The 13,869-nt window shown below is 34.8% G+C and carries 9 protein-coding genes; 7 read left to right on the forward strand and 2 right to left on the reverse strand.

Going from position 1 to position 13,869, the window contains the following annotated elements; all coding sequences use genetic code 11:
- Nucleotides 1-18: 18 nt before the first annotated feature.
- Together EG814_RS17860 and EG814_RS17865 are read right to left on the reverse strand one after the other, a co-directional pair.
- Nucleotides 19-1,404 carry an MFS transporter gene (locus EG814_RS17860; RefSeq protein ID WP_125723254.1) on the reverse strand — a complete coding sequence of 462 codons (1,386 nt, stop codon included), beginning with the start codon at nucleotides 1,402-1,404 and terminating at the stop codon, nucleotides 19-21.
- 214 nt (nucleotides 1,405-1,618) lie between these two features.
- Complete coding sequence (locus EG814_RS17865; protein ID WP_125723255.1) at nucleotides 1,619-2,749, reverse strand: glycoside hydrolase family 26 protein; 1,131 nt, start codon at nucleotides 2,747-2,749, stop codon at nucleotides 1,619-1,621.
- Nucleotides 2,750-3,053: 304 nt separating this feature from the next.
- Here EG814_RS17865 and EG814_RS17870 point away from each other — a divergent pair, with 304 nt between their 5' ends.
- The 7 genes from EG814_RS17870 to EG814_RS17900 all read left to right on the forward strand — a co-directional run bounded on the left by EG814_RS17870 (nucleotide 3,054) and on the right by EG814_RS17900 (nucleotide 13,710).
- Nucleotides 3,054-3,932, forward strand: a complete 879-nt coding sequence (locus EG814_RS17870) for an AraC family transcriptional regulator (protein ID WP_125723256.1) — start codon at nucleotides 3,054-3,056, stop codon at nucleotides 3,930-3,932.
- Between the two features lie 314 nt (nucleotides 3,933-4,246).
- A complete protein-coding gene (locus EG814_RS17875; protein WP_125723257.1) occupies nucleotides 4,247-7,414 on the forward strand; it encodes a SusC/RagA family TonB-linked outer membrane protein in 3,168 nt (1,055 codons plus the stop codon).
- Nucleotides 7,415-7,425: 11 nt separating this feature from the next.
- On the forward strand, nucleotides 7,426-8,988 hold the full coding sequence (locus EG814_RS17880) for a RagB/SusD family nutrient uptake outer membrane protein (protein WP_125723258.1): 1,563 nt from the start codon (nucleotides 7,426-7,428) through the stop codon (nucleotides 8,986-8,988).
- Nucleotides 8,989-9,008: 20 nt separating this feature from the next.
- Complete coding sequence (locus EG814_RS17885) at nucleotides 9,009-10,082, forward strand: IPT/TIG domain-containing protein (protein ID WP_125723259.1); 1,074 nt, start codon at nucleotides 9,009-9,011, stop codon at nucleotides 10,080-10,082.
- 80 nt (nucleotides 10,083-10,162) lie between these two features.
- Entirely contained in the window at nucleotides 10,163-11,422 is a 1,260-nt protein-coding gene (locus tag EG814_RS17890; protein WP_125723260.1) for a fasciclin domain-containing protein, read from the forward strand.
- Between the two features lie 83 nt (nucleotides 11,423-11,505).
- Nucleotides 11,506-12,738 carry a glycoside hydrolase family 27 protein gene (locus tag EG814_RS17895; protein WP_125723261.1) on the forward strand — a complete coding sequence of 411 codons (1,233 nt, stop codon included), beginning with the start codon at nucleotides 11,506-11,508 and terminating at the stop codon, nucleotides 12,736-12,738.
- Nucleotides 12,739-12,747: 9 nt separating this feature from the next.
- Nucleotides 12,748-13,710 carry a glycoside hydrolase family 5 protein gene (locus EG814_RS17900; protein WP_125723262.1) on the forward strand — a complete coding sequence of 321 codons (963 nt, stop codon included), beginning with the start codon at nucleotides 12,748-12,750 and terminating at the stop codon, nucleotides 13,708-13,710.
- The last annotated feature ends 159 nt before the right edge of the window (nucleotides 13,711-13,869 follow it).

A 13,869-nucleotide genomic window follows, 5' to 3' on the forward strand; every position in this document is an offset into this window, starting at 1 on the left:
ATTTCTTGTCTTTGTTTTTTAATGATTTCTCTTTTCGTTTAAATCCTGTTCTATAATCTGTAATTTTTCTTCTGATAGAGGATAGAATACTATAAATGCTACTGATATCGCTGCAGCAATTGCCGGAAGAATACTCAGCATTAATTGAATTCCGTTTTGAGTAAAGGCAGTCTGTTCTACATTGGCCTGAAATCCGAAATAGCCTAAAAGCCAGCCTGCTCCGGCACCGCCAATGGTCCATCCAAATTTTTGTGACATTGAGGAAGCAGAAAAAACTAATCCTGTTGCTCTTCTTCCTTGTTTCCATTCAGAATAATCGGCGCTGTCCGCATACATTGACCAGATTAATGGGAAAATGCAGCCAGCACAAATGCTGATTAAAACTTGGAAACTCATGATTAGGAAAATATCTTCTTTTCCGAATAAATAGAAAATAAGGCTTAAAATCGCTGCTAGAGCCATCGCTCCAAAAAAGGTTTTCTTTTTACCTATTTTATTGGCAATTGGTGTTGCTAAAATTACTCCGATGATGTTTGCCGCTTGTCCTAAAACCAAATAAATTGAAGTTGGCGTCATGTGGAAATCGGTTCCGAAAAGCGAAAAATCGAAGTTTATAGAACTGCTTACATAATATTTGAAATAGTAAACCGCAGCACCGTCACGAATAGAATTGAAAACTAAAGCGCCAATTCCAGCACCTAATAAAATCCACCAAGGTTTATTTTTTAGAAGATCATTTAAGTCTTCTTTTAAGTTATTTTGTTCGTCTCCAATTGGCTGTACTCTTTCTTTAGTAAATAAAAAACAAGCCCAGAAGAAAATAGTTGTGATTAGTCCGAAAACGGCAATTGTGGCTAGCCAGCCTGTTTTAGAATTTAAGTTTCCGCCAAAATAATTTACCAAAGGTTCAATTAACCAAAGCGCTAAAAGACTTCCGCCAAAGGCAAAAACCATTCGGTAAGATGATAATGTATTTCTTTCTTTTCGGTCAGAAGACATTACTCCCAAAAGTGATGCGTAAGGCACATTGATTAAGGAATAAATCATCATCATAAGTGAATAGGTCACGTAGGCGTAAATGATTTTTCCTTTTTCGTCAAAATCTGGCGTGTAAAAAGTTAAAACGCCAATCACGGCAAAGGGGATGGCGACCCAAAGTAAATATGGTCTAAATTTTCCCCATTTGCTTTTGGTTCTATCAGCCATAATTCCAACAATGGGGTCAAAGCAGGAATCCCAGATTCTAGTAATTAAAAACATGGTTCCAACTACGGCAGGCGCCAATCCGAAAACGTCGGTGTAGAAAAATAGCAGATACATGCTGAAAATTTTCCAAAACATAGAGGAAGCGGCATCTCCAAGTCCGTAACCGATTTTTTCTTTTAAACTAATTTTGTCGTGCATTGGTTAATTGTTTGAGGTTGTAATTTATTTTGAGGTAACTTATATAGATAGTAATTAAAATTTAACACATAGAATCATAGTTTAGTTTGCGTTTAAAAGGCATTTCATTTTGTTTAAACACATCCCGAAGCTTCGGGACTATGTGTGCAAATCTAGATTTGTTTTTCTTCCTTTTTTAGGTGATTGAAAATCTATGTTTCTATGTGTTTAATAATCATTTTTTCTGAATGTCTTTTTCAAATATAGTCTGATTGAGATTATAAAAATCAACAAAATCTTTTTCACTTACTTGACCAGAAAATGGCGCGTAGTAATGCATTTTTTGCTCTTTTTCCTGCCAGCCATGATTTCTCCATAAAAGCACATAAGAAATTTTATAATCTCCAATAGCTTTTAATAAAGTTCCTGTCCACCATTTTGGATCTGGAACTGCTTCGTAACCCGCTTCTGCCAATGCCATTAATTTATGTTTTTTTAGGCTTATTTCGTTCAATATTTTAAATTGATTCTGTACTTCAGAAATGAACTTTTCGCCATTTGGATCGTTGCTGTTTTGGTACGTATCAAAACTTATCATATCGGCATATTGATCTCCAGGATAATTAGTTAAGTAATCATTTTCACTGCTGAAGCTTCCTGTGTTGTACACATAAATTAAGTTGTGAACGCCTTTTTTCTGCAGATAATCAAAAGTAAATTTCCAAGCTGTTTTAAATTCTTCTGGCGTGCAGTTTCCTTTTCCCCACCAGAACCATCCGCCAGTAAGTTCGTGAAATGGACGAAAAAGGATTGGAATGTTTTTTCCGTTTTTGTCTTTTAAAGAAAGAAAAAATACGGCAGCTCTGTCCAACCAAGAAGTAAATTTTTGATGATTTTCAGCACCAGGTAAAATCGTTTTTAAAGAGTTGGGCTGATTGTCCCATGCATTTTTTCCTGTTGCAGGATTGTCAAAATGCCAGCTGATTGTTGAGATTCCTCCTCTTGCATCTGCCTCAATGATGTATTGTTTCATTTTACTAAATGGAACGCCGTCAATATTATTTGGATTGTCATTTTCTAAACCCGCAATATCCCATCCGTAAACCGCAGGATAATCGCCGACTACATCTTTTATGTCGCTTCTTCCGTCTTCATATTTCCATTTTACGCCATAAGCTAAATCATCTTGATGTCCGAATAAAAAACCTTTTTGAACCAAAGTGTTGAGGTTTTTGTATAAAGTTTTAGTTTCTGAGGTTGCTTTTTTATCTGAAAGTGACAAATTAGTATTAGCGGTGTTTTTTTGAGAAATACACGAGCTGCTTATTACAGTTACCATTAAAAGGGTTAAAAGATGTTTTTTCATTGAGAAATATAAGTTGGTTGTTTAGCTAAATGCAAAATAAACAAGGATTTACGGTTTGTTAATCTTGATATTTTATCTATCGAAAATTCTCTAATCGAATGTTGTTAAAATTATTAAAACTATAAAAAGTTATTTAATAAAAAATGATTAATGTTTATTATTAATGTTCTTTTTAAAGAAATGATAATTAATTTTTTCAAAGATAAACGGATGAATATCGTGTAATTAATATTATTTTATCAATTATATATCATATTATTGCAGTCAAAAAAGAATATACACTTTCCTGAAAACAGTTTTTGAGATGGGTACTACTAAAAATTTTTATAGAGAAATTGCTCCGCTTGCCGCGAGCGACAGTTTTTTGGTTTTTGATCGCGTAAAAGACAGCTTTGATTTTCCGGTTCACTATCATCCTGAATTTGAGATCAATTTTATTTTGAATGGAAAAGGAGTGAAGAGAGTTGTAGGAGATAATATTGAAGAAATCGATAGTGTCGAACTCGTTTTAATTGGTCCGAATTTATATCATGGCTGGGAGCTGAATAAATGTACAAGTAAAAAAATTCACGAAATAACGATTCAGTTTCATAACGATTTATTTCATGAATCTTTATTGTCTCGACGAATTATGAATCCGATTCGGGATATGTTTAATAGATCTATTCATGGAATTCTTTTTTCAAAAAAAACGGCAGAAGAATTAACTCCAAGACTTGTGAGGCTTTCTAAACTGGACGGTATGGATTATTTTCTAGAAATTACATCTTTATTATATGATTTGGCAAATTCCAGAAATCAACGTTTGCTTTCGACTTACACAGTAGACTACGATACGTTTGATGATTATGATAAAATGAAATTGGTTTACGAATATGTGCAGAAACATTTTGCAGAAAAAATCACTTTAGAAGATGTAGCAAATGTAGCAAGCATGTCGATTATTTCTTTTAACCGATTTATAAAAAAACGTACGGGGAAAACTTTTGTCAATTATATCAATGATATCAGGATTGGTTACGCGGCGCGTTGGCTGGTAGAAAAAGATATGAGTGTTTCTGAGGTTGCATTTAAATCTGGCTTTAATAATATTGCGAACTTCAATCGTAGTTTTAAAGCGACAAAAAATTGTACGCCTAGTCAATATCGAGAAGATTTTTCTGGCTTAAAACGAATTTTGTAATGATACTTTTTTATCATTTATAAATATTATTTTTAACGAAAACGTTTGATTTTTGCGTTTTCATTAGTTTTTATTCATTGGTTATGTTCTTTTGGTAGGTTGTGATTGCGAATAATTTAAAATTTATATGGTTTTATTTTCATATCTGTTTTTTAAATCCGTTCTAGTAAAAATATTATCATTAAATGATATAATATTATCGATTTGATAATCCTCCCTGTTATAGATTTGTTAAATAATTTTAAAGTAAAAATTACCCAGGCATTTACTTTTAGATTATGCAATAAACAAATTTAACTAACCAAAAACTTATTATGAAAAAACTAATGACTAGCTTCATTCATTGGATGGCTGACCACACAGCCGTTCCTTTGATATTATTTTTGTTACTGACTAGTAATTTTATTACAGCTCAGGTAAAGGTTTCGGGAACGGTTTCTGATGAAAAGGGACTTTCTATTCCAGGTGCCAACATAATGGCTACGAGTACAAAGAAGACCGCATCAACCGATTTTGATGGAAAATATTCGATCGATGTACCTGCAAATTCGACTATTACGGTTTCTTTTATCGGATATGTTGCACAGACAGTCAACGTTAAAAATGGTGGAACTGTAAACGTTATTTTGAAACTAAGCGCCGAAGATTTGCGCGAAGTTTTGGTAAACGTAGGATATCGAAGCGTAAAGAAAAAAGATTTAATGGGTGCCGTCTCCACAGTAGGCTCCAAAGATATTGCAGATTCTCCACAAGTATCTGTAGATCAATTATTACAAGGACGTGCCGCAGGGGTTTCGGTTACCAATAATTCTGGACAGCCAGGAGGTAGTGTGTCGGTAAAAATTCGTGGAACGACTTCTATTTCAGGAACAAATGAGCCATTATATATCATAGATGGTATTCCAATTTCTGGAGATGCTTCTAATACTAATACTGGTGGTTCTATTGTAACGGGTTATTTGGGAGCTAATACAGGTAATGTGACTTCTAGCCCTATAGCGTTTCTAAATCCTAATGATATTGAGACGATGGATATCTTGAAAGATGCTTCTGCAACTGCGATTTATGGTTCTAGAGCGTCGAACGGAGTTGTAATTATTACGACAAAAAGAGGTAAGAAAGGCACAGGAAAAATTACTTACGACTCTTTTATGTCTATTCAAAATGTGACCCGTTTGTTAGATACTATGACTTTGAGTCAATATGCGACACAGCAAAATGCTTTGGCAGGAGTTTATGGTGTGACACCAAGAGATGAATTTGCTGTTCCTTCTGTTTTGGGTAAAGGAACAAACTGGCAAGATGAGATTTATAAAACGGCTGTAATGACCAATCATCAAATTTCGTTCTCAGGAGCAAAAGATGGCACTACGTACTATATTTCTGGAGGTTATGTCGATCAAGAAGGTATTGTAATTGGTTCTGGTTTTAAAAGATATAATTTCAAAACTAACGTAGACAGTAAAATAAAAGATTGGCTTACTGTTGGGGTTTCGCTAGGAACAGGTATTACAAATGAAGATATTACAATTAATGGCGCTAGCAATGGTATTATTAGTACGTCTATTTTATCGACTCCAGACGTTGCAGTAAAAGATACTAATGGAGATTATGCAGGTCCGCCGGCAGATGGTTCGATCGGAGTTTGGATTAATCCAGTTGCTTCTGCTTTGATGAATACCAACAAATTGGTTAAAAGAAATTTCATAGGTAATTTTTATGCCAATTTTAGAATAGCAAAAGGACTTGAATATCGATTTGATTTTGGTGGATCTACAAATATAGATGACTTTGAAGGTTTTAAGCCTACTTATACTTGGGGCGCTGCCGTTAAAGAAACGAATGAACTTGTAAAGAGAGCTAACACTTGGTATGGTATGAACGTTAAAAACGTTCTGACTTATAAAGTTGATGCTGGCGACCATCATTTTAATGTTTTAGCGGGTCAAGAGGCTAATGATAGTCACTGGAACGGAAATTCGCAATCTGTTGCAGGTTTGGTAAGTAATGATGTTCGTTCAATTAGTTTGGGAGATCCTGATACACTTGTGGGTACGGAATATAAAGGAAGCTCTGCTTTGTACTCTTTCTTTGGGTCTTTTAATTACGATTACGGAAACCGATATGGTGTACAGGCAACGTTTAGAGCAGACGGAAGTTCTAATTTTGGACCAGGCGAAAAATGGGGCTATTTTCCTTCGTTTTCAGGGTATTGGAAACTTTCGAACGAAAAGTTTATGGAAGGGACTAAAGAATATATTGATAACATCAAAATTAGAGGAGGTTATGGTGAAACCGGAAACCAAAATATTGGCGGTGCAGGTTATATGAGTACAGTTCGTGCCATAAAATCGGCGCTCGGGAATTTCTTTACCGTTAACAATATTGCCAATCCAGGTTTAACTTGGGAAACTTCTACTCAAACCAACTTGGGTTTAGATTTTACGCTTTTCAATTCAAAACTTCAAGCCACGTTTGATGTGTACAAAAAAGAGTCTGAAGGTTTCTTATTTGTACTGCCGTTACCTTATTATGTTACGGGTACAGACGCTTATCAAGGAGGTTTAGGTGCGCCAAATGTAAATTTAGGTAGTTTGAGAAATCAAGGTTTCGAGATGACTTTGGATTATAATAATAAGTTTGGAAAAGATTTTAGCTGGAACTCAAAAGTAATCTTCTCAACCAATAAAAATAAATTATTGAGCTTACAAGATAATTTTGATTTGACAAAAGATGTAATGCTTAATGATTATACTAACAAAGCAGTAACTAAAACGGTAGTGGGTCGTCCGGTTGGTCAATTTTATGGCTATGAGACAGTAGGAATCATTAGAAACAATGAACAATTGGCAAATGCACCAATTCCTTTTACAGGAAATAAAGCGGTGAAAAGCCAGGTGGGAGACGTGGAATATGTAGACCAAAACAAAGACGGATTGATCGATGATAAAGACTTAACTTATATAGGTAATCCACAACCAAAATTTACATATGGTTTCAATAATACTTTTAAATACAAAAATGTTGATTTAGGAGTTTTTCTACAGGGATCTTATGGAAATAAGGTAATGAACTTAACTAGACGTGCAGGTACTAAAAACCAGCGTTTGTATGAAAATCAATTAGCAGAAGCGGCAGATTTTTGGACACCAGAAAATCCAGATGCAAAGTATCCTAGACCAGATGGTGGAGACGGACATCCGAATATTGCGATCTCTGACCGTTATGTAGAAGACGGATCGTATTTAAGAATTCAGCAGTTAACTTTAGGTTACAGCTTGCCTTCTGATGTTATTTCAAAAGCTAGTATTAGTAAATTAAGATTTTACTTAGGAATTCAAAATCTTTACACTTTTACTAAATATACAGGTTATGATCCTGAGGTGGGTTCTTATAATCAAGATCCATTGTTAGTTGGAATCGATTCAGGACGTTATCCAACCAATCGTAGTTTTACTTTTGGATTGAATTTAGAATTTTAATCATTACTCTTATGAAAAAATATATCAATATAAAAACCTTAGTTTTATTCTTAACGCTAGGTTTAGCAACAACTTCTTGCAGTGAAGATTTCTTAGATCGCCCATCTGAAGACAGTTACAGCAGTGAAGAGTTTTACAATAGCGACGAGCAGGTAGCCAGAACTACTTATGGAATGTACGGTGCAATGTGGGCTCCATATTATACTAAAAATTTCTATGCATTATCGGAGTTGTCTTCAGGAAACTGTTTGGCTTATGCAGATGGTCCAGAGCTGATCCAGTTTAAATTGACTTCTGATAGTCCGATTTTATTAGATCCTTGGAGAGCTTGTTTTGCCATTATAGCGCAATCCAATAATTTGATTAATAATATAGAAAAAAACGCTACTGCAAATGTAAGCGCGGCTGTAATTAAAAACACCGTTGCAGAAGCACATTTCTTTAGAGCAATTGCGTATTTCTATTTGGTTCGTTTGTATGGACCGGTGCCTCTTATTGAAGATAATTTAGTATTGGCAAAAGATCCGTTGGTTAATACAAACAGAATTGAAGATGTGTATACATTTATTGAAAACGATTTAAAATATGCGGCTGCAAATCTAAAATCAAAAGTGAGATCTAGAACTCCAGGCGGCGAGAATGTTTTTGTAACACAAGGTTCTGCAGAAGCATTTCTAGCGAAAGTATATTTGTATGAGAAAAAATATTCAGACTCTCAATTAATGGCTGAAAAAGTGATTAATTCTGGCGAGTTTGGCCTTTTGCCAAATTTTGCTGATCTGTTCTTGACAAGTAAAAACAATAACGAAGAATCTATTTATTCTTGGCAATGGTCTGGTGCAATCAATACGTATGGCGGAGGAAATTTTTCTAATATTCAGTATGGTTTGGATATCTTGAATGATAATGCTTCTTACGGTGCGACTTATGTGCCGAGTAATGATGTTCAGGATGCTTTTGAAATTGGAGATTTAAGAAGAAAAGAATCGTTTATGATTTATGGCGATTCTTACCCAAATATGAAAGCCAAAGGAGAAGTAGGTTTTGTAATGGATAAAGATAAATATGGCGATCTATTGGCTAACACTGGTGCAGCGGTTAAGAAATATGTTGTAGGTCAAGCGACTAGCGAAACAGGGCCAGCAGACCAATGGGGAGGTATGAACAATTGCAATTATATTATGCGTTATGCTGACCTTTTATTAATTCATGCTGAAGCAATTATGGCTGGTGCTCAAGAAACTACTAATGCTGCAGCAAAAGAATCGTATAATAAAGTAAGGTTTAGAGCAGGTTTAGGTCTTTTAGGAGCGAATGTGCCATTAACCAAAACGGCTTTGTTTCACGAACGAAGAGTTGAATTTGCTTTTGAAGGAGAATTTTGGTTCGATTTAGGAAGACTTCCACGTCAGGAAGCTATTGATATCATTTCTCAGCAAGATAGAGGTTTTGATTCTCAAGGTGTAACGCATTATACGCCAACACCGACAGATTTTATTTATCCAAAACCAGATATCGAAGTTAGAAAAAATCCAAAGTTGAAAGAGGCACCAGTTCCTTACCAATTCAATTAATTTTTTAAAAGTAAATCACTATGAAAAATATAAAAGATAGAATGTTATTGAAGTTGTGTTTTTTGGCTTCGATTTCAATTTTGCTATTCGCTTCTTGTTCAAATGATGATTCTGGAGGTTCATCTGGAAAGCTAGAAGTAACAGGAATTACAAAATCTGTTGTAGATGATCCGTTGGTCGAAGGCGATAGAGAAGTAGATGTTCCTACAGATGTTATCAATGCAGGAAATTATTACATTATTAGAGGATCTGGTTTTGCTACATTAAAATCAATTTCATTTAATGGGTTGGAGTCTTATTTTAATCCGACTTTCGTCACAGATAATGCTATTGTAATATTAGTGGATGAAAAAACGCCATATTATAATGAAATGGATGAAATGAAGATTGTCACCAATGCAGGAACTTTAAATTATAAAGTTGCCATTAGACCTCCTGCTCCTAGTATTACAGGTTTCCCGGTTAATGCTAATCCTGGAGATGTAATCACGATTACTGGAGATTATTTTTTACGTCCTGTTGTAAATTTTGGAGAAACTAGAGTGGAACCGATGTCAGCAACATTAACAGAAATCGTGGTAAAAGTTCCTGAAGGTACTTATTTGAAAAATTTATCAATAACAAATGTCTCTGGAACAACAGTAGCTCCAGAAACAATTGGCTCAGGAGTTTATGATGATAAGAAAACTAATATCTGGGGTTGGGATGATTTGTGGGACGATAACAATGCGCTTAATCTAGCTTATGATAAAGATGTTAAGGAAGGGAAAAAGTGCATTGAATGGAAGTCTGGAGAATGGGACGGTTTTGTTATTGGTATTAATAACTGGTCTTATCATGATACAGGTAAATTTAAGGCTATACGATTTTGGATAAAAGGTGAAAAAGCAGGAAAAGTGAAGTTTTTTGCTAATGATGTTGATGTTGCAGCCAATACTAAAATAATTGATATAAAAAGTTCATGGACTTATGTTGAAATACCATATGCAGAAGTCGGTAACCACGCGGAAATATCGAATTTTGGATTTCAAGAATTTGGAGGATTTGGAGGAAATGTTATCTATTTAGATAATATTGGATTTGTATTGAAATAATAGTGAAGGATTTCAAGAAAACAAACTTCAAAATTGAGTTTAATTTTTAAAATCCATAATTAAAAACTAAAAGAAAATTTATGAAAAATATATATAATAAACTAAAGCATATTGCTGTATGTGTGTTTTTGGTTACTACAGCTTCTTCTTGCGATAATGAAATTGAAGATATTGGAGGGGCAGAGCAAAATTACAACACGACATACGGGATGCTTCAGGCCAACACCGATTTAACCACATTTACAAAAGCGATACAGTTAGCTGGTCTAGAATCGACATTAAACACCGCTGATGATTATACCTATTTTGTTCCAAATAACGCAACTTTAGATGGGTATTTGGTAGCCAATGGTTATGTAAACGATTTAGGATATCCAGATGTTAGTCTAGTTCCGGTAGAAGACTTGAAACAGCTTGTTTTAAGTCATATTATTAAAGGTGTTAAAAAAAGAGTAGCTACACTTGAAGGTGTTGAAGCAGATTATTTGACATCAGGAAATTATAGCACAATGGCAAATGAGGTTAATCCTGATTTATATTTGTTAGGCATTAATGTTACAAATGGCGTTTTAAAAGTAAACGGATCAGATAAAGCAGCGCCAGGATTAGATTACTACGGAACAAATGGTTTTATAAATGTTTTGAGCAATGTAATCGAGTTATCGCCGCCAGCTCCGGCAATTACAGGTTTGTCGCAAGTATTGGCTTCTTCAGGTGATGAAATTACAATTACAGGTAAAGATTTTGTAAAAGTTAAAAGTGTAAAATTTGATACTTCTACTGCTGAGTTTACAGTAGTTTCTGCAACAGAAATAAAAGCAACTGTTCCTGCCGATTTTGATTCTTTTGCCCTTATTACTGTAGAGACAGACTTTGGAGTATCTGCTCCAAGCGGTATTGGTGTTAAGTATTTACTTTACGAAGACTCATTAAAAGGGTCTGGTTGGGGCTGGGATGCTCAGCCTGAATTTGAAAGTACTGAAAAAGTTAGTAGAGGAACACATTCGATAAAAAAAGTGGCAGCTCCTTGGAATGGACTTTATATGGGATCAAGTATAGTTTTAAAAGCAGCAGATTATCAGTTTGTTAAGATCTCTATATTTCCTACTGAAAGCACTAAAATTATGGTGACAATAAATCCGGATAGAGGTGATTCGTCAAAAGGTACAACAGTTGTTCTAGTGCCGGGTCAATGGAATCATCTTTCAATTCCTATGTCAGATTTACATCCTGAATTATTAAGTGGAGGAACTTTTGACAATGTATTTGTTCAAGAATTTTCTAATATTTCACTTACTCCAGCAAGTGTTTTCTATCTAGATGATATTGGATTTTTGTAAAATAGTTTGTTTTAGTTAGTTTAAAAATGTTCCCTGATTGAAAAATTAGGGAACATTTTTTTAATTTTTTTTAAATAGAAAAAATGAAAAAAATAATTTTGGGATTTTGTCTAAGTATTTCGAGTATTGTTTTCAGTCAAGGAAACACGCATAAACAGCAAGGAGGAAAATTTGAAGGACTTGCCATGACGCCGCCAATGGGTTGGAATTCGTGGAATACTTTTGCAACTAATATTGACGAAAAGTTAGTAAAAGAAACGGCTGATATTATGGTTTCTTCTGGTTTAGCGGCTGCGGGCTACAATTATATCGTCTTAGATGACGGATGGATGACGCATGAGCGCGATGCAAATGGTGATTTAGTGCCAGATCCAGTAAAATTTCCAAACGGAATGAAAGCGCTTATCGATTATGTGCATAATAAAGGGTTGAAATTCGGATTGTACAATTGCGCGGGAACTAAAACCTGTGCAGGATATCCAGGAACAAGAGGATACGAATATCAAGATGCCAGATTTTATGCAAAACTAGGAATCGATTTTCTAAAATACGATTGGTGTAATACAGAAGGAATTACAGCAAAAGAAGCCTATACCACAATGAGTAATGCATTAAAAACCGCAGGAAGGCCTATTGTTTTTAGTCTTTGCGAATGGGGAGATAATCAGCCGTGGGAATGGGGAAAACCAATTGGGAATCTTTGGAGAATTTCTGGGGATATTTATCCGTGTTTCGATTGCGAATTCAAACATCCAGAAAATTGGTCGTCTTGGGGGTTTATGAAAATTGCCGATATGCGAAAAGATATTCGCAAATATTCGGGTCCAGATCATTGGAATGATTTTGATATGATGGAAGTTGGAAACGAAATGAACGACACCGAAGATAAAACGCATTTTGCGATGTGGTGTATGCTTTCTTCACCATTATTTACAGGAAATGATTACCGTAAAATGACAAAGGAAACGTTAGCAATTTTAACCAATAAAGAATTGCTTGCTGTAAATCAGGACAAACTCGGAATTCAAGGGTTTAAATATGTAATTTTAGATGGAGTAGAAGTATGGGTAAAACCACTTTCAGATGGCGCTTGGGCAGTGAGTTTTGTTAATAGAACCGAAACTTCAAAAAAAGTCAATTTCGATTGGAAGAAAAACAATATAAAAGATGCCGATTTCGGATATGAAGCTGATTTTAGTAAAACCGTCTTTAAAATAAAAGATCTTTGGAAAAACAAAGAAATCGGAAATACAAAAAAAGCTTTTTCAGCAGAAATAGCTTCTCATGATGTTGTTACCTTAAAATTAATCCCTTAAATCTATAGTATGAAAGTAAAGGTTTGGTATGCAGTTCTTTTTTTACTTCTTGTAAATGTTTCAAAGGCACAATTTGTGAAAAAACACGGTCAACTAAGTGTTCTCGGAACCCAGCTTGTAGACAAGGATAATAATCCAATTGTACTTCGCGGATTAAGTTTTGGCTGGCATAGCATGTGGCCGAGATTTTATAATGAAAAAGCGGTAAGCTGGTTAAAGAAAGATTTTAATTGCAATGTCGTTCGTGCCGCAATGGGAATCGAGCTTGGCGAGTACTCTTATATAAAAGATCCACAATTTTCAAAAGAGAAAATAGAGGCTGTAATTCAGGGAGCTATAAAATCTGATATTTATGTAATTGTAGATTGGCACAGTCATAATATCAATCTTCAGGAAGCAAAAACCTTTTTTGCAGAGATATCAAAAAAGTATGCTAAATATCCTAATATAATATATGAGGTGTTTAATGAGCCAGATTATGAGACTTGGTGGGAAGTGAAAAACTACTCAGAAGAAATTATTAAAGTTATTCGAGAAAATGACCCTAATAATATTATTCTGGTAGGGTGTCCGCATTGGGATCAGGATATTAATCTCCCTGCCGAAGATCCTATAAGAGGTTATACTAATATAATGTATACGATGCATTTTTATGCTGCAACACACGGCAAAGAATTAAGAGACAGAACCGACAGAGCTATCAAAGACGGGTTGCCTGTTTTTATTTCAGAATCGGCCGGAATGGAAGCTTCTGGAGACGGGCCTTTAAATTATAAAGCTTGGCAGGAATATATTGATTGGATGGAATCGCGAAAACTGAGCTGGATTACTTGGTCAGTATCAGATAAAGATGAGACTTGCTCTATTCTGAAAAAATCAGCTAAATCGGAAGGGAAGTGGAAAGAGGAAGATTTAAAAGAATCTGGAATAAAAGTCCGTGAGTATTTAAGACAGTATAATAAGGAAGAATAAAATATATCTAGTTGTTAAAACGGGAAGAGCCTGCTCAATTTTGAGCAGGCTCTTTTTGTTTTTAAGATTCTGTATTCCGAAAAAAAAAACAAGTCCTAAAAAGGATTCGCGGCTAATCAAAACGCAATCATTTTTGTAGGAATAATTTCCTTGTTGAAA

It is taken from the genome of Flavobacterium ustbae (assembly GCF_003946915.1).
Classification (GTDB): Bacteria; Bacteroidota; Bacteroidia; order Flavobacteriales; family Flavobacteriaceae; genus Flavobacterium; species Flavobacterium ustbae.

What these genes read in the sequence shown, in the direction of transcription:
- EG814_RS17885 (WP_125723259.1), top strand. Translation starts at nt 9,009, where the DNA reads ATGAAAAATATAAAAGATAGAATGTTATTGAAGTTGTGTTTTTTGGCT.
- EG814_RS17860 (WP_125723254.1), bottom strand. Translation starts at nt 1,404, where the DNA reads ATGCACGACAAAATTAGTTTAAAAGAAAAAATCGGTTACGGACTTGGA.
- EG814_RS17865 (WP_125723255.1), bottom strand. Translation starts at nt 2,749, where the DNA reads ATGAAAAAACATCTTTTAACCCTTTTAATGGTAACTGTAATAAGCAGC.
- EG814_RS17895 (WP_125723261.1), top strand. Translation starts at nt 11,506, where the DNA reads ATGAAAAAAATAATTTTGGGATTTTGTCTAAGTATTTCGAGTATTGTT.
- EG814_RS17900 (WP_125723262.1), top strand. Translation starts at nt 12,748, where the DNA reads ATGAAAGTAAAGGTTTGGTATGCAGTTCTTTTTTTACTTCTTGTAAAT.
- EG814_RS17870 (WP_125723256.1), top strand. Translation starts at nt 3,054, where the DNA reads ATGGGTACTACTAAAAATTTTTATAGAGAAATTGCTCCGCTTGCCGCG.
- EG814_RS17880 (WP_125723258.1), top strand. Translation starts at nt 7,426, where the DNA reads ATGAAAAAATATATCAATATAAAAACCTTAGTTTTATTCTTAACGCTA.
- EG814_RS17875 (WP_125723257.1), top strand. Translation starts at nt 4,247, where the DNA reads ATGAAAAAACTAATGACTAGCTTCATTCATTGGATGGCTGACCACACA.
- EG814_RS17890 (WP_125723260.1), top strand. Translation starts at nt 10,163, where the DNA reads ATGAAAAATATATATAATAAACTAAAGCATATTGCTGTATGTGTGTTT.